The organism is Micromonospora yangpuensis, assembly GCF_900091615.1.
GTDB classification, from domain to species: domain Bacteria; phylum Actinomycetota; class Actinomycetes; order Mycobacteriales; family Micromonosporaceae; genus Micromonospora; species Micromonospora yangpuensis.
Genome location: NZ_FMIA01000002.1, coordinates 2,945,474 through 2,966,528, shown reverse-complemented (window position 1 = coordinate 2,966,528; position 21,055 = coordinate 2,945,474). Strand labels below are relative to the sequence as shown.

At 71.2% G+C, this 21,055-nt stretch carries 20 protein-coding genes; 12 read left to right on the top strand and 8 right to left on the bottom strand.

Features of this window, described 5'->3' with window-relative positions; all coding sequences use genetic code 11:
• Positions 1 to 70: 70 nt before the first annotated feature.
• Positions 71 to 511 (bottom strand): pantetheine-phosphate adenylyltransferase, encoded by a 441-nt coding sequence (gene coaD, locus GA0070617_RS13575; protein WP_091437174.1) that lies wholly within the window; start codon positions 509 to 511, stop codon positions 71 to 73.
• Positions 512 to 658: 147 nt separating this feature from the next.
• Here coaD and GA0070617_RS13570 point away from each other — a divergent pair, with 147 nt between their 5' ends.
• Positions 659 to 4,426: an exonuclease/endonuclease/phosphatase family protein gene (locus GA0070617_RS13570; protein ID WP_139135647.1), complete on the top strand. Its 3,768-nt coding sequence runs from the start codon at positions 659 to 661 to the stop codon at positions 4,424 to 4,426.
• Between the two features lie 92 nt (positions 4,427 to 4,518).
• Here GA0070617_RS13570 and GA0070617_RS13565 read toward each other — a convergent pair whose 3' ends face one another.
• Positions 4,519 to 4,956, bottom strand: coding sequence for a hypothetical protein (locus tag GA0070617_RS13565; RefSeq protein ID WP_091437170.1), 438 nt, complete (start codon positions 4,954 to 4,956; stop codon positions 4,519 to 4,521).
• A 392-nt stretch (positions 4,957 to 5,348) separates the two neighbouring features.
• On the opposite strand from GA0070617_RS13565, the gene GA0070617_RS13560 reads away from it, so the two are divergent.
• From GA0070617_RS13560 to GA0070617_RS13535, 6 genes are all read left to right on the top strand, one after another.
• A complete protein-coding gene (locus GA0070617_RS13560; protein ID WP_229688492.1) occupies positions 5,349 to 8,435 on the top strand; it encodes a BTAD domain-containing putative transcriptional regulator in 3,087 nt (1,028 codons plus the stop codon).
• Positions 8,436 to 8,807: 372 nt separating this feature from the next.
• A complete protein-coding gene (locus GA0070617_RS13555; protein ID WP_091437168.1) occupies positions 8,808 to 9,974 on the top strand; it encodes a glycosyltransferase in 1,167 nt (388 codons plus the stop codon).
• Positions 9,971 to 11,290 (top strand): aromatic ring-hydroxylating oxygenase subunit alpha, encoded by a 1,320-nt coding sequence (locus GA0070617_RS13550; RefSeq protein WP_229688491.1) that lies wholly within the window; start codon positions 9,971 to 9,973, stop codon positions 11,288 to 11,290. The genes GA0070617_RS13555 and GA0070617_RS13550 overlap by 4 nt, the downstream gene beginning before the upstream one ends.
• The gene (locus tag GA0070617_RS13545) at positions 11,287 to 11,799 is read left to right on the top strand and encodes an aromatic-ring-hydroxylating dioxygenase subunit beta (protein ID WP_091437161.1); all 513 of its coding nucleotides are present in this window, start codon (positions 11,287 to 11,289) and stop codon (positions 11,797 to 11,799) included. Before GA0070617_RS13550 ends, GA0070617_RS13545 begins: the two co-directional genes overlap by 4 nt.
• 38 nt (positions 11,800 to 11,837) lie before the next feature.
• A complete protein-coding gene (locus tag GA0070617_RS13540; RefSeq protein WP_091437159.1) occupies positions 11,838 to 12,230 on the top strand; it encodes a carboxymuconolactone decarboxylase family protein in 393 nt (130 codons plus the stop codon).
• On the top strand, positions 12,220 to 12,753 hold the full coding sequence (locus GA0070617_RS13535) for a hypothetical protein (RefSeq protein ID WP_091437157.1): 534 nt from the start codon (positions 12,220 to 12,222) through the stop codon (positions 12,751 to 12,753). Before GA0070617_RS13540 ends, GA0070617_RS13535 begins: the two co-directional genes overlap by 11 nt.
• On the opposite strand, the gene GA0070617_RS13530 is transcribed toward GA0070617_RS13535, so the two are convergent.
• Together GA0070617_RS13530 and GA0070617_RS13525 are read right to left on the bottom strand one after the other, a co-directional pair.
• Complete coding sequence (locus tag GA0070617_RS13530; protein WP_175440519.1) at positions 12,696 to 13,385, bottom strand: flavodoxin family protein; 690 nt, start codon at positions 13,383 to 13,385, stop codon at positions 12,696 to 12,698. The genes GA0070617_RS13535 and GA0070617_RS13530 overlap by 58 nt on opposite strands.
• Positions 13,386 to 13,603: 218 nt before the next feature.
• Positions 13,604 to 14,494: an NmrA/HSCARG family protein gene (locus tag GA0070617_RS13525; protein ID WP_091437152.1), complete on the bottom strand. Its 891-nt coding sequence runs from the start codon at positions 14,492 to 14,494 to the stop codon at positions 13,604 to 13,606.
• An 86-nt stretch (positions 14,495 to 14,580) separates the two neighbouring features.
• Between GA0070617_RS13525 and GA0070617_RS13520 the strand changes: the two genes are divergently transcribed.
• Complete coding sequence (locus tag GA0070617_RS13520) at positions 14,581 to 15,117, top strand: TetR/AcrR family transcriptional regulator (protein WP_091437150.1); 537 nt, start codon at positions 14,581 to 14,583, stop codon at positions 15,115 to 15,117.
• 60 nt (positions 15,118 to 15,177) lie between these two features.
• Here GA0070617_RS13520 and GA0070617_RS13515 read toward each other — a convergent pair whose 3' ends face one another.
• Together GA0070617_RS13515 and GA0070617_RS13510 are read right to left on the bottom strand one after the other, a co-directional pair.
• Positions 15,178 to 15,780 (bottom strand): response regulator transcription factor, encoded by a 603-nt coding sequence (locus GA0070617_RS13515; RefSeq protein WP_091437148.1) that lies wholly within the window; start codon positions 15,778 to 15,780, stop codon positions 15,178 to 15,180.
• Complete coding sequence (locus GA0070617_RS13510; RefSeq protein ID WP_091437146.1) at positions 15,777 to 16,931, bottom strand: sensor histidine kinase; 1,155 nt, start codon at positions 16,929 to 16,931, stop codon at positions 15,777 to 15,779. Before GA0070617_RS13510 ends, GA0070617_RS13515 begins: the two co-directional genes overlap by 4 nt.
• A gap of 107 nt (positions 16,932 to 17,038) precedes the next feature.
• Here GA0070617_RS13510 and GA0070617_RS13505 point away from each other — a divergent pair, with 107 nt between their 5' ends.
• The 4 genes from GA0070617_RS13505 to GA0070617_RS13490 are packed head-to-tail and all read left to right on the top strand — an operon-like array spanning position 17,039 to position 19,826.
• Positions 17,039 to 17,920, top strand: coding sequence for an ABC transporter ATP-binding protein (locus GA0070617_RS13505; RefSeq protein WP_091437144.1), 882 nt, complete (start codon positions 17,039 to 17,041; stop codon positions 17,918 to 17,920).
• Positions 17,921 to 17,946: 26 nt separating this feature from the next.
• Positions 17,947 to 18,666 (top strand): ABC transporter permease, encoded by a 720-nt coding sequence (locus GA0070617_RS13500; protein WP_091437141.1) that lies wholly within the window; start codon positions 17,947 to 17,949, stop codon positions 18,664 to 18,666.
• On the top strand, positions 18,663 to 19,352 hold the full coding sequence (locus GA0070617_RS13495; RefSeq protein ID WP_091437139.1) for a GOLPH3/VPS74 family protein: 690 nt from the start codon (positions 18,663 to 18,665) through the stop codon (positions 19,350 to 19,352). Before GA0070617_RS13500 ends, GA0070617_RS13495 begins: the two co-directional genes overlap by 4 nt.
• Before the next feature lie 45 nt (positions 19,353 to 19,397).
• On the top strand, positions 19,398 to 19,826 hold the full coding sequence (locus GA0070617_RS13490; protein WP_091437137.1) for a Rid family hydrolase: 429 nt from the start codon (positions 19,398 to 19,400) through the stop codon (positions 19,824 to 19,826).
• Between the two features lie 62 nt (positions 19,827 to 19,888).
• On the opposite strand, the gene GA0070617_RS13485 is transcribed toward GA0070617_RS13490, so the two are convergent.
• On the bottom strand, positions 19,889 to 20,197 hold the full coding sequence (locus tag GA0070617_RS13485; RefSeq protein WP_091446356.1) for a GNAT family N-acetyltransferase: 309 nt from the start codon (positions 20,195 to 20,197) through the stop codon (positions 19,889 to 19,891).
• 108 nt (positions 20,198 to 20,305) lie between these two features.
• Positions 20,306 to 20,773: a MarR family winged helix-turn-helix transcriptional regulator gene (locus GA0070617_RS13480; protein ID WP_091437135.1), complete on the bottom strand. Its 468-nt coding sequence runs from the start codon at positions 20,771 to 20,773 to the stop codon at positions 20,306 to 20,308.
• Positions 20,774 to 21,055: the final 282 nt, after the last annotated feature.

Genomic DNA, 21,055 nt, shown 5'->3' with positions numbered 1-21,055 from the left:
GGCTCTTCGTTCCCGCCATCTGACCCCATCCATCCAAAGTTGTCCACCCGGGACGGCCAGGGGTACGTCCTCAGGTGTCCCGCAGGCGTACCGCGGTCGAGGAGACCGCGACCAGTTCGGGCCGGGCGGGCAGCAGCACCGTGCGGACCCCCAGCGACTGGTTCATCGCGGCCAGCCGGTACTCGGCCTCCAGGTCGGTGGGGTTACGGACGCCGCGGACGATCACCGCCACCTCGTGCGCACGGCAGTAGTCGGCGGTCAACCCGTGCCAGGCCGCCACGGTGACCGAGGTCCACCCGGCCGGCAGCACGGCCCGGACGGCGGCGGCCCGCTGCTGCGCGTCGGTGCCGGGTTGCTTGCCGCCGTTGACCGCGACCAGCACGACCACCTCGTCGAAGAGTTCGCGAGCCCGGTCCACCACGTGCAGGTGCCCGGGGGTGAACGGATCGAAGCTGCCGGGGTAGACCGCGCGCACGGGAGTGCGCGCCGGCCCCGTCGCTGGTTCGGGCATGGCCCGACTGTAGGTGTCGGCCGCCGGCTCCGCCGCCCCCGGACATCCAGTTGCCCCGCCGAACCGGACGGCACGAGTGAACCGGTGGCGTGGGTCGGGAGGCCGGAAGTCAGTGGTTGTCAACTGGGTCGACCTAGCCTCCCAGGCGTGCCCTCGGCGAGGTCGTACCGGATCGACGGGACCGCCGGCAGCCGGCACCTACACACCGAAGCGGAGAGAGGTTCCATGGTCCGCGCCATCCGCGCAGCGCTGGGATTACTACTACTCGTACCGGCCGTCGCAGTTCCTCCGCCGGCACCGGCCGGGGCGGCGCCTTCCGCGTCGGCCGAGACGGCGTCGCTGCCGGCGGGCGTCGCCGGCGACGCCGACCTGACCGCCGGCAACCGGGTCGGCCCCGTCGCCGGGATGCCCGACTGGTCCCGGGTCGGCTACCTCGGCGGCCAGGAGCTGCCCTCCGACGGCGACCTGGCCGGTGGCGCCTGCACCGTCACCCCGGCCCGGTTGGCCAGCGAGTTCGGGGTCCGCGCCGACGACGCGGTGGACGACAGCGTGGGCCTGCAGTCGGCCATCGACCGGATCAAGGCCGACTGTTCGCCGTCGGGCAACGCCCGCCGGCTGTCGCTGATCGCGTTGCCGGCCGGGCGGATCGACATCTCCCGGCAGATCTACGTCGACGCGAACTTCCTGGTGCTGCGGGGCCAGGGCGCCGGCAGCGGCGGCACCCGGGTCGTCTTCCGGCCGGACGTCAACACCCGGTACGACACGCTGACCGCCGACGGCAGCCGGTGGAACCAGGACACCATGACCTTCGGTGCGGCGCCGGACACCGGCACCGGTGGTTGGATCTGGCCCGGTCGGGCGCTGTTCAAGGTGCAGACCCGGGAGGTCGCCGAGCGGTACCTCGACGAGTGGTCCGCGGCCCCCGCCAACCGCAAGGACCTGTTCGAGGGCTCCGTCAACCAGCACTGGGCCTCCGGCCAGAAGCTGGCCGCGGCCGGCACCGATCCGGGATTCTCGGCCCGCGCCGGGCAGCACGTGATCCGGCTGGACGCCAAGGCCAAGATGGACGGCTTCCGTGCCGGCGGTTACGTCTGGGTCGGCGTCGCCAACAGCCTGCGCTTCTACGAGCAGCAGGGGCTCTCCCCGGACGATCCGGGCACCCGCGAGAACCTGCACATGCGCCAGCAGATGTTCCGGGCGACCGCGGTGAACAAGACCGCGAAGACGGTCACCCTGGACCGCCCGCTGGAGTACGACGTGCCGGTCGACTCCACCTCGGACGGGTCCGCGCCGATCGCCGGCAACGTCTACGTCAGCAAGATAACGCCGCTGCGGGCGGTGGAGGGGGTCGGCTTCGAGAACTTCGCCTTCTCCCAGGAGATGTCCGGCCTGCCGAAGCTGCTCGGCGGGGTCTACCAGCCGAGCCCGGTCGACGCGGTGCACAACTACGGCAACCTGGCCCCCGAGTACGCCATGCACGGCATCGCCTTCAAGTGGGCGGCGAACAGCTGGGCTCGGGGGCTGGCCGGCTCGATGACCGGTTCGCATCCGATCGTCACCGAGGTGGCCCGTAACCTGCAGATCGAACACAACACGTTCGACGGGGCGTGGAACAAGGGCAAGGGCGGCAACGGGTACCTGCGCGGCAGCCGGGTCTGGGACTCGCTGTGGGCGTACAACACCAGCCGGAACCTGCGGCACTTCACCTTCCAGTGGTCGGCCAGCGGCAACGTGGCGTTCGGCAACGACCTCGACTCCGACCTCAACCTGCACGGCGGTTGGGAGCGGTACAACCTGTTCGAGGGCAACACGGTCCGAATCCCGTACGAGCACCGCTCCGGCAGTTGCACCGCCAACTGCGGCGGTGAGGGCGGCGAGTTGGAGGACGGCACCTGGTTCCCGATCTGGTGGGCGGCGGCGGCCAAGGCCATCAAGTGGTCCGGCGCGTCCGGCCCGCAGAACGTCTTCCACCGCAACACGATGATCAAACAGTCCGTCGCCGGCGGGCCCTACCTGCCCTACGAGCCGTATTCGGGCGAGGGCGGCGACGCGGAGGCGATCTACCAGTTCGGCTCCGACCAGGCCGATCCGCGCGCGTTCGCGCCGCTGGGTCAGGGCGGTGCGCCGATCAAGGACTGGTCCGGCCGGGAGACCGCGGACTACGCCGGCCAGGGTGTGGCGGTGCGGACCGGCCAGCGGTGGCCGTCGCTGTTCCTGCGCGACGTCGGCCAGCTCGAACCGCGCGACGGCAACCGGCAGAACGTCGCCACCTGGAACATGCAGGGCGCGGGTTCCGGCGCGGAGGGGATCTACGAGAACAAATACCCGACCGTGATGGGGATGCTGGCCCAGGGGACGCTGGCGGTGGCGCTCCAGGAGGCCGGGTCGCCGCCGGCCGGCAGCGCGCACGAGCGCGGGCATTACAGCCAGCAGGTGTACCTGAACAACGGCGTCTTCCCGCCGGTCTACGAGTACTACCTGGGAGCCCTGCTCGATGAACCCACCCATCACCTGTACTGGTTGAACACGGACACCTCGACCAATGGCCCGAACCGCGTCAACCTGGCGATCGCAACCCAGCAGCGGGCCGACCAGTGGGTCGTGGTGGACGGTGGCGCCAACGCCCGGCCGGCGCTCGGCGTACGCATCGGCGAGACGTTCTTCTTCACCGTGCACGCCCGGTCCGGCAACGCCCCCGGCAGCGACGCGCCGACCACGTTGGCGAGAATCCGCACGTGGATCCTGAACAATCCCGGTCCGAACGGCCCGTACGAGTGGGTCGTGCTCGGCGACTTCAACCGCGAGCCGGCAAACCTGCGTGCCGCGCTGCCGGCCCAACAGTTCGCCGTGATGGCCCCGGACGGCAACACCCACCCGACTCTGGGCCCGGTACGCACGCTGGACTACGCGGTCACCGACTTCGGCAACGGCGCGCCGACGCTCTTCCGGGCCCACACGGAGATCACGATCACCAACTCCGACCACTATCCGGTGACCTACGGCTTCGAGTTGCGTGCCGCCGCGCAGGTGCCGCCGCTGGCCACGCCCACCAGGCCCGGCCAGGCGTTGCTGCGCAACGCCGCCACCACCTCCGTGGCCGACGCCGAGCCGGGCGGCGGGCCGCTGGTCGTGGACACCCCGTACGACCCGTCGCGGGCCCAGCAGTGGCGGCTGGACTGGGACAACGAGGTCCCCGGTCACCTGCGCCTGCAACGGGTGCGGGAGGGCAACTCGGCCGACGACCGTTACCTGGGCCTGGCCGACGCCGCCCCGGACGCCCGCGCGGCGCTGGGCTGGTCACCGTCGCTGACCCAGCTGTGGCGGCCGGTGAACCACGGTGACGGCACGTACACCCTGCTCAACTATGTGACCGGCCAGGCGCTCACGGCCTTGCCCGGCGACTTCCTGCTGGCGGCCCGGGACGCGACCGACTCGCCGTACCAGCGGTGGTTCCTCTCCTCCTCGACCGACCTCGAACTACGGCGGGACATCCTGCCCGTCCCGGCGCCCGCCGGCTCGGAGGCCGAGCTGGGGGTCGCCGGCCCGGACGGTGTGGAGGGCCGACCGGTGCAGCTGCTGCCCGCCACCGCCACCAGCAAGGAGTGGCAGCCGGTGTTGGCCGGGCAGCGCGGCTCCGACCGGTGCTTCTACCTGCTCTACGGCGACGAGTACCTGACGTCCACACCGGACGGTGGGCTGCCCGAGCCCGGCGCCCACGTGGTGTTGGACGCCTACGACCCGCACAGCCAGGGCCAGATCTGGTGTGTCCACCAGGGCACCGGTTCGATGAACATCTACAACAACACGGTGCTGCAGGGGCAGGTCGTGCAGACCTACCTGACCGGGCACGGGCTGCAGGCGCACCTGAGTGTGGAGTCCGTGCCGGACACCGGCCGCGACGGTTGGCGCTGGTGAGGGGCGGCGCGTCCGGCGGGTGACCGGACCCCGCAACGACGACTGGTGCCGAGGCCGATCGAGCGGCCTCGGCACCAGTCGTCGCCAGGATGTCAGTGCAGGGTGTACCAGGACTTCCGGCCGCCGTCCTCGGTCGTGCCCTGGGCGGCGAATCCGATCCCGGTCCTGCCGTTGTACATGGTCTCGTAGTCGTAGCTGTTCCGACGGCCCACCAGGAACGTGTTGCTGCTGGTGTTGAAGTGGCCGACGACGTGGATCCACGCGTACTGGTTGCCGGCCGGCATCGGGCCCCACCAACAGTCGGCCCCGGGGTTGAGGGTCGGGCTGAGCACCTGCCACGGGTCGTTGGGCCCGCCGAGGGTGTACTCGAGGTGGACGCGGTAGTTGCCCCAGGGGCAGATCTGGATCCAGCCGTCCTTGATGGTGGAGGCCGAGGCGGGCGTCGCCGCGACGACGGAGAGCCCCGCGCCCACCGCCAGTGCCAGCAACGGCGCGGCGATCTTCCTCAACAGCTTCCTGGCGTTTCTCATGTGGCGGCCACCCCTTCGTCCCCACCCGCACGGGACCTCTTCCCGTGGGCTCGGTCATGGTGGCACCGGTCAGTTGACTACCACTGAACAGCGCCCGGCGGCCCGTCCGGCCCGGATGCCGGGAGCCCGGGACCGTCGGCCCACCCGCGAAGTTGACAGCCAGTGAACGCGGGCCGCACCTCGGCCGGCACGACCCGGGCCGAACGCTGCGGCCGGTTCCCGGCCTCCGGCGTAGGCTGAAGGACGTAGATGTCACGAACGGCCGGGGGTACCGTGGTGTGGCTGAGTTGATCTCTGGCTCGGACGTCGGATGTGCGCACCGTACGCGTTCGACAGGCGCGCTTCGCCTACAGATTCTCGGTCCGCTGCGGGCCTGGCGGAACGGCGTCGAGGTGTCCCCCGGCCCCCGCCAGCAGGCGTACCTGCTCGGCCTGCTGCTGGCCCGCGCGGGTCAGCCGGTCAGCACCACCGAGTTGATCGACCTGGTCTGGGGCGACGACGCCCCGACCACCGCGGTCAACGTCATCCACAAGTACGTCGGTGCGCTGCGCCGGGTCCTGGAACCCACGCTGGCGCCCCGCGCGGAGGGCTCCTACCTGCATCGGCACGGCACCGGTTATCGGATGACCACCTCGGCGGGGATGCTCGATCTGTCGACCTTCCGGGAGCAGGTCGCGGCGGCCAGGACCCACCTCACCAAGGGTCGGCACCAGGCCGCCCTCGACGCGTACGTCCGGGCGCTGGCGCTCTGGCGCGGTCCGGCCGGGGACGGGTACGCGCCCGCTCCGGCTGCCGTCGCGCTCTTCGCCGCCCTGGACGGGGAGTTCCTCGATGCCGGGGTCGCCGCGGCCGAGCTGGCCGTCCCGTTGGGCCAGCCGCAACGTGTCCTGCCGGCCCTGCGCCTGGCGGCCACGATGGCACCCCTGCACGAACCGGTGCAGGCGCAGTTGGTCACCGCGCTCTCCGCCGCCGGCCAGCAGGCCCAGGCGCTGACGGTGTTCCGGGCCGTCCGCGCCGACCTCGCCGAGCACCTGGGGGTCGACCCCGGGCCGGCCCTGCGGACCGCGCACCGTCGCGCGCTCGAGCGGGCCGGGACACCGCCGGCACCGCCCGTGCCGCCGGTACCGCAACCCCTCGCCGGCGGCGGCCTGGTCGGCCGGACCGGCGAACTCGCGACCCTCCGTCAGGCGACCGCGGTTGCCTTCGCCGGCGGCACCGCCCTCGTGCTCGTCCAGGGCGAGCCCGGCATCGGCAAGACCCGGTTGCTCCGCGAGGCCACCGTCGAGGCGGAGCAACGTGGTGCCCTCGTCGTCTGGGGGCACTGCCTCGACGACGGCGGCAGCCCCTCGATGTGGCTGTGGGTGCAGGCCATCCGCGCCGTCCTCGACGGGCTGCCCGCCGAGGTTCGGGAGAAGCCGGTCGGCCGGGAGCTGGGCAGCCTCCTGGAGCCGCGCCGGGACGTCCTCGCGGCGCCGGTGCTGCCCGACAACGGCTTCCAGTTCCGGCTCTTCGAACAGGTCGTCGCGATCGTCGCAGCGGCCTCGGCGGGTCGGCCGGTGGTGCTCGCGCTCGACGACCTGCAGTGGGGCGACAGCGCGTCACTGCGGCTGATCAGCCATCTGACGGCCCGGCTGCCGCAGCGCACCACGGTGATCGGGGCACTGCGCGACCGGGCCCCGGCGCCCGGCTCCGAGCTGTCCCGGATGCTCGCCGCGGTCAGTCGGGTGCCCGGCCACCAGCGGATCCGCCTGGGCAACCTGGACGAAGCCGAGGTGGCCGAGCTCATCCGCCGCGAGACCGGTACGGCTCCCACCCCCGACGCGACCCGCGGCATCCTCACCCGTACCGCCGGGAACCCGTTCTTCGTCCGTGAACTGTCCCGGCTGCTCACCGATCGGCCGCGGGGGCGGGACGGGGTGCCGGCCACCGTGCGGGACGTGGTCATCGACCGGATGGCCGGGCTGGACGACGACGCCCGGGACCTGCTCCGGATCGCCGCGTTGATCGGCCGGGACGTCGACCTGGGACTGCTCGCCCGCGCGGCCGGTCTCGACCTCGACAGCTGCCTGGAACGGCTGGAACCGGTGGAGGCACTCGGCATGCTGGAGACCAGGCCGCACGACCCGATCGCGCTGCGGTTCACGCACGATCTGGTACGCGAGGCGGTGGCCGCGACGACGCGACCGGCACATGTCGGCCAGCTGCATCTGCGGATCGCGGACGCGTTGCGGCAGGTCGGGTCGGATGCCGAGACGGTGGCCGAACGCCTCGCCCACCACCTGTGGTCCGCCGGCCCGCTCGCCGCGCCGGCCCCGACGGCCCGGGCGCTGATCCAGGCGGGCCGGCACGCGGCCGGCAAGTCGGCGCTCGACGTCGCCGAGCGGAGCCTACGGTCGGCGGTGCAGGTGGCGCGCGGCGCCGGTCTCGCGGAGCTGGAGCTGTCCGCCCTGGCCCAGCTCACCGCGGTGCTCGGCATGCGATCGATGTACGGCTTCTCGGTCACCGACCTGCTGGAACGGGCCGAGCACCTGGCTCGCGGCCTGGGCCTGCAGCGGGAGGCGGCCAGCTTCCTGTACTCCCGGTGGGTCGCCCTGGTCCAGGCCATCGAGCTCGATCGCAGTGCCCCGCTGGCCCGCCGGCTGCTCAAACGGGGGGAGGCCTCCGGCGACCCGTGGGTGCTCGCGTGCGGCCTGCACGCCTGGGGCCTGCAACAGTGGGACTACGGCCAGATCGGCGAGGCCATCCGCTACCTCGACCGTTCCCGGCCGATGATCTTCGACATCCCGCGACGGGAGGAGGACCCCGTCCGGCACGACCTCCAGTTGTTGATGGCCGCGATGCTGGCCGAGGTCGCCACGTTGCACGGTGACGTGGCGGACGGGCGGGCCCTGCTCGACGAGATCGAGGACCTGGCCGGCGAGGACCCGTACATGGTCACGGTGTGGGCGTGCGCCGCCACCCGCATCTCGGTGATCGCCGGCGATCCGGTGCTGGCACTGCGCGCGTCCGGGCGGGGCATCGCGGTCGATCCCGGTTTCTCCTTCGTCTTCCTCGGCACCTACCAACGGCTGGCCCGCTGCTGGGCGCTGGCGGTGACCGGCCAGGACCCGATCGGCAACGCGGAGCGGGCCCGGCAGATCATCGCCATGCACCTGCTCGACCCTCCGCGTTCGGACGTCGCCGCCTGGCACGGTCTCCTCGGTGAGATGCTGATCGCCGGTGGGGCCCTGGATGCGGCCGCGACCGCCCTCGATGAGGCCGACTTCTATCTGGACTCGTGCGGGCAGCGCCACCCGGAGGGGTTGCTGCTCCTGCTGCGGGCCCGGCTCCTGCAGGCCCGTGGCGAACCGGTCGAGGTGGTGGCCGCTGCCGCCGAGCACGCGCGGGCGGTGTCCGCCGAGCGGGAGGCGTTCCTGCACGCCCGCCGGGCCGAACGGCTCCTCGACGAGCTTGTGCTCATCACTCGTCGACAAACGTGATTTCCGATTTGACTCAGCCTCGCCTGAAACGGTCGAATGACAGCTGTTTCGCAGACGTTTGCGTCCATCGAGAAGTGGCATTCGACAACACCAGGCATTGACATTGATTGCACCTGCCGGCAGGCTTAGTGAAACTCCTGAGACAGCCGGTGAACCCGATTGTTTCGGGGTTGTTCCGATCAGCGTCGATCCGGCTTTCCGCCACCCCTGGTGGGGGAATGCGTAGACCTCGTAGCTTTAGCTGAATTTCGACTGCCCTTTTCACCTGCGCTGTTTCGAAAGCGGCAGGTCATGTTCGGGCATGCCGCGGTAGTGCGACCGGAGCAGCTCCTCGATCGCCCGGTCGTCCTCTTTCGATGGATCGGAGAGTTGATGCGCGTCGCGCTGCTCACCACGACCCAACACGGTCACCTGAACCCGTACGTCCCGGTGGTCAACGCGCTCCGGCGGGCCGGTGGCGAGGTCACGCTGCTGCTGTTGTCCGCCGACGGCGGCGCGCTCGACGAGCAGCGACGCCGCGCCCTGGGCGGGGCACCGGTCCACCTGGTCGGCCAGGTCGAGATGGCACCGTGGAGCGGTGACCCGGCGAGGATCGGCCCGATGCTCCGGTCGTCACCGGTGGCGGACCAGACCACCGACACACTCCGGGCGATCGCGCCGGACTTCGTGCTCGTCGACTCGTTGCCGGTCACGGCCTCGGCGATGGTCGGCACACACGCCTCCGGCGTGCCGTACGGGATGATCTGGGCCAACCTCGGCGGGGTGTGCCCGAGGGAGCACCGCCGGGGCCGCTGGGCGTACGACGAGCAGGTAGGCGACTACCTGACCGGGCACGGAGTGGCGTGGTCGACCCGGACCCATTCGGCGCGTTCGTCGATTCTCAATCTGATGCCCACGATTCCGGCTCTCGTCGGCCACGACGCGGTCACCGACGACGGTGTGCAGCTGGTCGGGCTGCCGGGTGCGGCCGGGGAACGCGGCGACGAGGTCGCCTTCGGGGACCTGGCGCGGCTCGACCCGGACCGGCCGGTGGTGTACGTCTCCTTCGGCACGATCTTCTACCGGCGACCGGACCTGCTGCGCACCGTGATCGCCGGGGCGGTGAAGACCGGGGCGCAGGTGATCGCCGCGGTGGGGGACCTGGCCGAGGAGCTGGCCCTGCCCGACGAGGTGCTCACCGCGCCGTACCTGCCACAGCGTGCGGTGCTCGAACGCGCCGACGTCTTCGTCACCCACGGCGGGTACAACTCCGTGGCGGAGTCCATCCGGGCGGCCACCCCGATGCTGGTGCTCCCGCTGGCGGTGGACCAGCCCGTCCAGGCGTACTTCGTGGAGCGGGCGGGTTTCGGGACGGCCCTGGAGCCGACCGGGGTCACCGAGCAGACGGTCGCCGACGCGCTCACCGATCTGCTCGATCCCGCTGGCGACCACCTCGCCCGGCTGCGCGCCGCGCGGCCGGAGTGCGGCGACTCCGCCGCGCGCACCGCCGAGCTGGTCGTCGGCACCGTCGGGACGCTACCGCGGAAGGGGCAGCAGTGACGATCCAACCGCGACGGCCGGTGGGCGACCCGGTCGTGCTCGACGATCGGGAACGCCTGTCGTTCCGGGTGGATCGCCGCGCCTACACCGACGACGACCTGGCCGCAGCGGAGATGGCCAGGATCTTCGACCGCTGCTGGTTGTACGTCGGACACGAGTCGGAGGTGCCGGTCGCGGGCTCCTACGTGGCCCGCGACGTCGGCGGGCGGCCGGTGGTCATGGCGCGGGGGTCCGACGGGGTGATCCGGGTCTTCGCCAACAGCTGTCCGCACCGCGGGGCGCTGATCTGCACCCAGCCGGCCGGGCAGGCCCGGTCGTTCCGGTGCCCGTACCACGACTGGACCTTCTCCAACCGGGGTGACCTGGTCGGGGTCCCGATTCCCGACGGTTACGGGCCGGGCTTCCGCAAGGCCGACTTCGGCCTGGCGCAGCACCGCAGCGACAGCTACCGGGGTTTCGTGTTCGTCACCTTCGATCCGCGGCAGCCGCGCAGCCTGACCGGGTACCTGGCGGGCGCCACGGAGTACCTCGACCTGATCGACGACCAGTCCGAGGTCGGGATGGAGGTGATCCAGGGCGCGCAACTGCACGGGGCCCGGGCGAACTGGAAGCTCATGATGGAGAACAGCGTCGACATCTACCACTTCCGGGCGCTGCACAAGCGGTACGTCGGCTACATGGAGTCGCTGGGATCGGTGCCACCACGGCGCCGGGGTGGCTTCGGCCGGGCCCTCGGGCTGGGGCACGGCGCCAACGAGCTGCCACCGGCGGCGGCCCGCCCGCTGGCGTACTGGACGCCGATGTTCGGCGAGTCGGTCCGGCCCCGGATCGAGGCGACGGCCGCCCGGTTCGTCGACCGGTTCGGCGCCGCACGCGCCGAACGGATCACGCACACCAACCGGGCGTTGCTGATCTTCCCCAACCTGATGATCATCGACGCGATCGCCATCACCATCCGCAAGATCGACCCGGTGGGCGCCGGGCAGATGGCCATCACCTCGGTCGCCCTGGCCCCCCGGGACGAGGATCCGGAGATCCGGGAACTCCGCAAGAGCCACTACCTGACCTTCCTCGGTCCCGCCGGCTTCGCCACTCCCGACGACATCGAGATCGTGGAGTCGTGCCAACGGGGCTACCTCAACCGCGCGGTCCGCTACTCGGACCTGTCCCGGGGCATGGACAAGGAGGTCCCGGAGACGACCGACGAGCTGCCGGCCCGCGAGTTCTGGCGGCAGTGGGACCGACTGATGCACGGCGACGACGGTCACCTCGACCTCGCGCACCGGGCCGAGCTGCAGGGGGCGGATCCGCGGTGACCATCGAGCTGACTGTCGACGAGGCGGCCCGGGTGCGGTTGTGGCACCGGGTGAGCCAGTTCCTGTTCCGGGAGGCGCGGCTGCTCGACGAGTGGCGCCTGCACGAGTGGTACGACGAGATGTTGACCGCCGACGTCCGCTACACCGTGCCCGCCACCGACGTGCGCGGCGAGTCACCCGACGCGCTCGGACTGATCGACGACGACGCCGCGCGGTTACGCCAGCGGATCGTCCAACTGCTCAACGGCGAGGTGTGGTGTGAGAACCCCCGGTCCCGGACGAACCGGATGATCAGCAACGTGGAGATCCTGACCGACCGGGGCAGCCACCTCGACGTGGCGGCGAACGTCGTGGTGTACCGGTTCGGGCACGGGCGCTCCGACACCTACGTCGGGAAGTACCGGTTCCAGCTCGCCGTCGAGGGCGGGGCGTTCCGGATCCGCCGGCGGGTCGTGGTGCTCGACCACGAGACGTTGTACGAGCACGCCAAGCTCAGCATCATCCTCTGACCGTACGGTGCCGGCCCTCGACCCGAAGGAGTCGATCGATGGATCAGCCGACTGCCCGCCAGCAACGGGGCGAGGCCGTGTTCCAGCAGGTCTTCGGCCGTGAACCGCGTCCGGGCTCGTACCCGGAGTTCCTGCGGATCACCGTCGACCACCTGTTCGGTGAGATCTGGACCCGTCCGCATCTGAGCGTCGAGGAACGGGAACTGGTGGCCCTGACCGCGGTCACGCTGGCCCGTACCGACTGGGAGTTGCGGGGCCACATCGGTGCCGCCCTGCACCTCGGGATGTCGCGGGAGAAGATCGTCGAGATCATCATCCAACTCGCCTACTACGGTGGCTGGCCGGTGGCCAACAACGGGCTGCGGGTCGCCCAGGAGGTCTTCGCCGAGCTGGACGGCGCCACCGGAGGGAACGCCGGCCATGACCGGTGAACCGTCGTCCCTCGACCCGGACGAGAAGGTCGACCTGTGGCGGCAGCGGTTCTTCGAGGCCCAGGCCGCCGCCGAGGAGTTCGTCCTGGGCGAGCACGGCGACGAGGGCCTGGCCGCCTGGATCCGCGCGAACTCCCGCATCACCGCCGACCTGTTACGGGCGCAACGACCCGCCGGGATGTCCACCACCGACCACTACGTGACCCGGCTGCAGCGGCAACTGATGCTGTACGACTCGGCGGTGACCAGCGAGCCCCAGCCCTCGGGCACCGTGCTGCGCAACGCCGACTGCGGGATCCTGCGGTACCGCAGACGGGCCGCCCGCGCCGGTGTCGTCCTGACGTTCTCCTCACCGTGTGGGTACTGCCAGCAGCTCAACACCGCCATCGCCGCCCGCTACCTCGAACCGGAGGTCACGGTCTCGTGCGAGCAGGCGGGCGACGGCTGCACCTGGCGGGTGTCTGCTCAGGCCTCGGCAGACGCTCCGGCCGCATCGCCACAGCGCGGCCGGGCCGCCGACTGAACCACCGGCAGTGCGGTGCGGCCCGGCGACTGGACCACCGGCGGTGCCGAGCGGTCCTCGGTCGGCGATCGGACGGCGTCGAGCGTCATGCCGAGCTGCCGACCCACGGCCACGCACAGGTCCGTCGCCGCGGTGCGGGTCAGGTCCTGGTGGCCGTGCTGGGTGAAGCACGCCGACGCCACGTTCCGGTTCTTCAGCCGCAGGTACCACGGGAAGAGCGCGGCCAGGGCGGGTTCGGTCAGCATCGTGCGCGAGTGCACGATGGTGCCGACCAGCAGGTTGCCGAAGGGTCGCCGGTCGGCGTTCATGAAGCTCTTCAGGCGCTCCTGGAAGATCTTCAACACCGCGGGTACGTTGCCCGCGTACACCGGCATGGCGAGCAGCATCGCCTGCGCGCCCTCGGCGAGCCCGACGACGTGTTCGAAGTCGTCGTCGAGCGTGCAGCGGCCCACCGCGGGATCGAGGCAGGTGTCCTCGCCCTCGCACATCGCGATGCGGTGGTCGATCAACCGGATCCGCTGGACCCGCGCGTCACCGAGCTCACGGACGAGGCCGCTGACCGCCGCGTCGAGCAGCGCGTCGGTGAGCGACGGCAGACGCCGCTGGGTGCAGGACAACGCGACGATCTTCACCCGGTGAGCCTCCCCTGCCCGCTCGCCGGCCCCCGGATCCGGCCGCCCGACGAAGCCCCGGGGCCGAGCAGCGGGGCCCACTTACGATCCTCAATGGGGTCGAGTCTGTCAACATTGGACGGATCCGAGCCGGTCAGCCGCACGGTGACGCGAACCGGCTCCGACACCCGGTGTCGCCGGGCCGACGCGGGGTCCGGCCGGCCCGGCAGCCGGACGGGTCAGGAGAAGGTTCGTCGGGCCCAGGTGCGGAAGTCCGTGGTGGGCAGGCCGAGGGCCTGGGGAATCTCCGGGCGGGCCGGCGAGCCGTTCTCGTTGATCCGCTCGACCACGTTGACCATGAATGGCAGCAGACCGTGCTCGATGGCTTCCTGCGGGGTCCGGACCGGAGCGGTGATGGTCCGACCGGTGACCTCACTGAGGATCACGGCGACCTCGGTCATCGTGCGCAGGTCACCGGCGAGCTCCACGTCCATGCCGTCGAGTCGGCCCGGGTCGGTGAAGGCGGTCGCTGCGGCCTGGCCGATGTCGTCGACGGCGATCCAGGGAATTCGGGTGTCCTCGGCGAAGCCGGTGACGATGGTGCCGCTGGACCAGTCGCCGAACAGGTAGGACCTTTCGAGCAGGTTCTCCATGAAGGTGCCGGGCAGCAGGATGGTCCAGTGGGCGAAACCACCGGAACGGACCAACTCGTCGACGCCCGCCTTGCTCTCCCAGTAGTGCCGGTCCCAGCGCCCCTCGGCCCAGCCGGGCTGGTTGCGGTGGAAGTCACCGGCGCCGGAGACGCTGCTGTGCACCAGGTGCGACACCCCGGCCGCGCGGGCGGCCTCGACGACGTTGCGGCCCCGGCGCAGCTCGGCGTCCCCCTGCAGGTCGGTGAGGTCGGGCCACGGGATGGAGAAGACGCCGTCGGCTCCCTCGGCGGCGGCAAGCAGGGTGGCCGGGTCGTCCAGGTCGCCTCGGACCAGTTCGGCTCCCCGTTCCCCCAGGGCCAGCGCGGCGTCGGCGCCGGGGTCGCGGACCAGGGCGCGGACCGCGACGCCCCGGTCGAGCAGGGCTCGGGCGGTGGCCCCGCCCTGCTTGCCGGTGGCACCGATGACAAGGACGACCATGTTTCCTCCTCGAATAAGTGGGGTGGCACCCCACTTCTCCCCGGTTACGATATGGGGGACCACCCCGTTTATCCAACCGGCAGACGATGAGAGCTGACGCACAACGCAACCGCGCGCTGCTAGTCAAGGCAGCCAGCGCGGCGATCGCCCGGGATGGCGCGTACGCCTCCCTGGAGGAGATCGCCCGCGCCGCCGGCGTGGGCTCGGCGACCCTGCACCGGCACTTCCCGTCCCGATGGGCACTGTTGGAGGCGGTCTTCCACGACCGGATCGAAGCGCTGTGTGCCCGGGCCGGGGAGTTGGCGGCCGAACCGGACGCCCGCGAGGCGCTGACGACGTGGTTGTGCGAGCTGGCCGTGTACAGCGCCACGACCCGCGGCCTGGTCACCTCGCTGCTCAAGGCACCGCAGCACAGCAACTCCTGCTCGGCGATGCTCGTGGCAGCGGGCGAACCGCTTCGCCGACGGGCCGCCGACGAGGGGTCCGTAAGCCCGGACGTCGCGATGGCCGATCTGGTGACGCTGGTCAACGCGGTCGCGCTGGCCGTGGAGTCGGCCAGCGCGACCGAGGCCGAACGGCTGGTCCGCCTCGCCCTGCGGGGAATCAGCCCGCCCCGGCGGTGACCCGTCGAGACACGCGGGCACCGGGCGGGAGTCGCCGGCTGGCACCGGACGAGGCGACGGTCACAGCCAGTCGTGTTCGCGGGCGTAGCGGGCCGCCTCGTGGCGGGTCCTGGTCTGGGTCTTGCGCATGGCGTTGGACAGGTAGTTGCGCACGGTGCCCGGGGCGAGGTGCAGGCGCGCGGCGATGTCGGCGACCGAGTAGCCCTCGCCGGTGACCCGCAGCACGTCGACCTCCCGGTCGGTCAGGGGGCAGTCCTCGGTGACCGCGAGTGCGGAGACGTCCGGGTCGATCCAGCGTTTGCCGGCGTGCAGGGTGGCGATGACCGAGGTGATGTGGGCCGGCTCGGCGGACTTGCTGACGAAACCCTGGACGCCGAGCTTCAACGCCTTGCGCAGCACACCCGGACGGGCGTGCCGGGTCAGCATGAGGATCACCTGCTCCGGCCGCACCCGACGGATCTCCGTGACCGCGTCGAGGCCGTCCAGGCCGGGCATCTCCAGGTCGACGACCAGCACGTCGGGCCGGTGCCGCAGGGTGGCCTCGACGGCCGCCCGGCCGTCGCCCGCCTCGGCGAGCACGGTGATGTCACCCTCCATCGGCAACAGCGCCGCCAGGGCGGTGCGCAGCAACGCCTCGTCGTCGGCGAGCACGATGGTCGTCACCGGACACCCTCCCCCGACGTCGACCCGACCCCGCCGTCGCGCGACGGCGGCAACACCGCAGCCGTCCAGAACCGCCCGTCGCGCTGTTCCACGGTCAGCTCACCTCCGTCGTCCGCCACCCGTTGCCGCAGCGCCGCCAGCCCGCGAAGCTCGGGCAGCACGGCGGTGGTCACGCCGTCGTTGACGATGGTGATACCCGACTCGCCGAGCGTGATCCGCACCTGGGTGGCCTGCGCGTGCCGCAGGATGTTGGTGGTCGTCTCCCGCAGCACCTGTCCGAGCAGTTCGCCGGCGCGGGCGTCGACCTCGGCCTCCCGGCTCACCCGGACCCGGATGCCGGCGGCCTCGAACAGGTTCTTCGCGTTCTCGATCTCCGCGGTCAGGTTCAACCGTCGTTGCGCGTGGGCGAGTTCCTTGGTCTCCGCGATGGTGCCGCTGACCAGGGCGTACGTCTCCCGCAGCTCCTTGTCCGCGCGCGCGGTGTCGCTGTCCAGCAGCTTCCGGGCCAGCGCGATCTTCAACTTCACCACGTGCAGGGTGTGGCCCTGGATGTCGTGCAGGTCGCTGGCGAACCGGACGCGTTCCCGGACCACTGCCAGCTCCGCCTCGCTCTCCCGGGTCTGTTCGAGCTCCCGGATGAGGTCGAAGAACCGTTCGCCGAGCACGGTCGCCACCGTCACCAGGACCGTGAGCAGGGTCGGAATGAGAACGTAGTTCACCAGAGTCTGACGTACGCCGTCGTGCGGCACCAGCAGTCGCGCCGCGCCGACGAGGGCGACATAGGCGAACAACCCGGCCGCCGCCTGCCGCCACCACCGCGGCACCTCACGCAGGACCAGGGAACCCACCGCGCAGATCCCCCAGTACGCGTTGGGGCTGCCGGTCACCAGGGCCCCCAACGGCCACACCGCCGCCGCGACGACCACGCAGGGCAGGGCGAACCGGGCCAGGTCGTTGGCGGTCCACCGCTCGAAGGCCACCACCGCCGCCACGGCACCCGGCACCAACACGACCACGTGCCACCAGACCCGCGCGTCGAGATAGACCAGGGCAACGGCGGCGAACACCACCGGCGGCAGTGACGTCACCAGGTTGAGCCGGCGCAGTCTGCCCTGCGTCGACTCGGTGAAGCGCCGCGATCCTCCGGTCATCCCCCCAGTATCCGGCGGCCACCGGCCGCGAACAGTGACGCCACGTCACACGTGATCGTGACACCACGCCACTGACGTTGCGGCCCTGCCGGCGCTGTCATGGACACATGTCCACCACACCCGTCATCGCCGTCGACCGGCTGAACCTCACCTACGGCGACTTCCACGCCGTCAGAGACCTCACCTTCGAGGTCCGGCCCGGGGAGCTCTACGCGTTGCTGGGCACCAACGGGGCCGGCAAGACCTCGACCCTGGAGGTGGTCGAGGGGCATCGGAACCCGACCTCCGGCACCGTACGCGTCTTCGGGAACGACCCCCGCAACCGGCGCGTAGTACGTCCGCGGGTGGGCGTCATGCTCCAGGAGAGCGGCTTCTCCCCCGATCTGACCGTCCGCGAGTCCGTGGGTCTGATCGGCCGGCTCACCCGACGCACCGACGACGTCGACCGGGTGCTCGACCTCGTCGACCTCACCGACCGGGCCGGCCGGCAGGTGTCGCAGCTCTCCGGCGGGGAGAAGCGCCGGCTGGACTTCGCCACCGCCATCTACGGCACCCCGGAGCTGATCTTCCTGGACGAGCCGACCACCGGCCTGGACATCTCCTCCCGCGACGCGGTCTGGGCGACGGTGGACCGGATGCGGGAGAACGGCGCGACCATCGTGCTCACCACGCACTACCTGGAGGAGGCGCAGCAGCGCGCCGACCGCATCGGGCTGATGCACCAGGGCACCCTCCACCGGGAGGGCACCGTGGCCGAGCTGACCCGTACCCTGCCCGCGGTCATCCGTTTCTCCCTGCCCACGGCGGCGCCGACGCTGCCGCTGTCGGGCGACGTCGACGCCGACGGCAGGGTCGTGGTCGAGACCTTCACCCTGCAACAGGACCTGCACCTGCTGCTGCGGTGGGCTCAGGAGAACGCTGTGGAGCTGCGGGACCTGCAGGCCGGACCGACCCGGCTCGACGACGTGTTCCGCGCCATCGGCAGTTGACCCATCTCCTGGAAAGAAGTGCCACCATGTTGTCCATCGCGTCCAGCGAGCTGATCCAGATCTTCCGCAACCGGCTGGTGCTGATCACCAGCCTCATCGTCCCGGTCGCGGTCTGCGTGTTGTTCGTCCGCCAGCACGAGACCTTCGCCGCCATCGGCAGCCTCGGCTACATCGCGGCGATCGTGCTGTTCACCGTGACCGCGTTCGGCCTCTACGCCACCGCGGTCACCACCCTGGCCTCCCGACGGCAGAACCTCTTCCTCAAGCGGCTGCGGTCCACCGCCGCCAGCGACGTGAGCATCCTCACCGGCCTGCTGCTGCCCGTCGTCGTCCTCGCCGTGGTGCAGGTGACCGCGATCCTGATCGCGCTGGCCGTCGTCGCCGGCGAACCCTCCGACGTCGTTCTGCTCGTGGTGGCGACCATCGCCACCCTGGCCATGATGGTCGGTCTGGCGTTGGCCACCGCGGGACTGACGAACTCCCCCGAGCACGCCCAGGTCACCATCCTGCCGGTCACCCTCGGGGTGATCGCCGTGGCCAGCTGGGTGGGCATCAGCGGCATCGCGGACCTCGCCTGGCTCAAGCGGCTGCTGCCCGGCGGCGCGGCCACCGAACTGACCATGAACGCCTGGAACGGCGGTGTCGCCGTGACCGACTCCCTGCTGCTGCTCGGACCCACCCTGGGCTGGGTCGTCGTCGCCGTCGCCCTGGCCAACCGACTCTTCCGCTGGGAGCCCCGCCGATGACCACCGACGACCTCGACCGCCCCGACACCCCGACGCTGGCCGAGGATCTCCTGCTGCTGCTCTTCCAACCCGCCTCCGGGACCATCGCCGGCGAGAACACGCTCTTCTACGTCCTCGCCGGGGCCGTCCTCGCCGATTTGGCCCTCGCTGATCGGCTGACCACGGAGAAGCGGGGCCGGATCAGCAGCACCGGGGACCGCCCGCCCGCCGCCGACCTGCTCCGCCCGGCCTGGGACTACCTCGCCGAGAAGCCGCGCGGGGTGCAGACGGTGCTCGCGGCGATCGGCCCCGCCCTGCGCGCACCGGTGCTGGACCGGCTCACCGCACGCGGCGACATCGACCAGGAACCCCGCAAGGTGCTCGGCCTGTTCCGCACCACGGCGCTGTCGGACGGCCGGACCGGACGCCGGGCGCGGCTGCTCGCCGAGGTCCGGCAGGTCCTCGTGGACGGCGCCGAACCGTCCACCCGCGCCGCGGCGCTCGGCGCGCTGCTCTCGGCCAGCGGGACGCTCCCGCAGTTCGACCCCGAGATCCCCTGGACGTCACCGGTGATCACCCGGGCCAAGGAACTCGAACGCGGCGACTGGGGCGCCGACGCCGCGGCGCAGGCCGTGACCCGCACCGTGACGGCCACCGTCGTCAACAGCGCCATCGTGGCCATCACCGTGCTGCCGCGGAACCAGTAACCCGGCCCGGCACGGGCCGGACACCACCACGACAAGGAGATCAACATGACCGAGCCACAGTTCTTCACCACTGCCGGCATCGGTGAATGGATGCTGGAGAACCGGCACTACCACCAGGCGGTGCGGATCGGTGACCGGGTCGACATCTCGGGTCAGGGCGGCTGGGACGACGAGATCACCTTCCCCGAGGCGCTCGAGGACGAGATCGCCCGCACCTTCGACAATGTCGAGCGCGCCCTGGCCACGGCCGGCGCCACCCTGCGGGACGTCGTGTCCGTGGACTCCTTCCACGTCGCCGACGCCCCCGGCGTCATCGACGAGGCGCACGGCCGGTTCATGGTCGAGCAGTTCCGTAAGCGGATGGGTGACCGTTCGCCGGTGTGGACGATGATCGGCGTCGCGGCTCTGGCCGCGCCGGGGATGCGCGTCGAGATCCGGGTGACCGCCGTCGTCGGTCAGGCCGGACCGAGCTGACGCGGGATGCGGGTGCCGGGCCGGTCTCCCTCCGGCCCGGCAGCCGTCGGAATCCGGCTGTCTCAGTCGCTGACCCGGCTGCGGGACTGGTACAGCAGGTCCTCGTACTCGGGGTGCCGGGCGATCCACATCGCGAAGAAGGGGCAGGTCGCCAGCACCCGCAGCTTCGCGGCCCGCGCCTCGTCCAGGGCGGTGCGGGCCAGCGCGGACCCGACGCCCCTGCCCTCGTACGCCGGCCCGACCTCGGTGTGCACGAACGCGACGAGCTCCGCGGTACGGATGTACTCGGCGACGCCCGCGATCTCGTCCTTCCCGTCGACCCGGGCCTCGTACCGCTTCGCCTCGGGCACGTCGATCACGTCAACCGCCATGGGGTCCTCCATAGATCATCGGGGTGGGTCCGCGTCCACCCTAACCACGAGACGGTTGATACATCAACCTTTTGATCACGTGTCCACCGGACCGGCACGTGGCCGACCTCAGTCGGGCTGCTTCGCCATGTGCGCCAGGACGCGGTCGCAGATCCGGGCGAGCGTGTCGAGATCCTCCTGGTCGAGGGCGTCGACGAACAGCCGGCGGACCTGCTCGACGTGCATCGGCGCGGCCTCCTCGATCGCCCGGTAACCCGCCGGGGTGACGACGATGAACGCGCCGCGGCCGTCCTCGGGACACTCCTCCCGGGTCACCAGACCCCGCTTCGCCATCCGCCCGACCTGGTGGGACATCCGGCTCTTCTCCCACTCCACCAGCTTGGCCAGGTCCAGGAACCGCATCCGCCCGCCGCCGGTCTCGGTGAGATTGGCCAGCACGATGTAGTCGGAGGCGGACATGCCGGAGTCGGTACGGACCCGGCGGGACAGTCGCCCGAGCAGCGTCTCCTGCATCCGGATGAAACTGTCCCAGGCGGCCTTCTGCTCGGAGTTCAGCCAGCGCGGCGTTGCCGTCATGCCGGGAGTGTAACGAGGCCGTGGACAGCTCACCTGCTCCGCTGACATGGCTTACTGTCGATGTTCGGCCGCCGGCGCCGGTGAGCCGCTTCCCTGCCGGTGGGGTGTCAGCGGTCGGGCAACTCGCGAGACCACCCTCTCGCCATCGCACTCCGCCACGTCGTGTAGAACGGGTCATCGACCACCGCAACGCCGCGCCGCAGTGAACGGGAGGGCATCCTGTGCCGCCGACGCCGCCAAGCATGGGAGCACATGGTGTGGAAGCCGAGCCGATAGACCCGT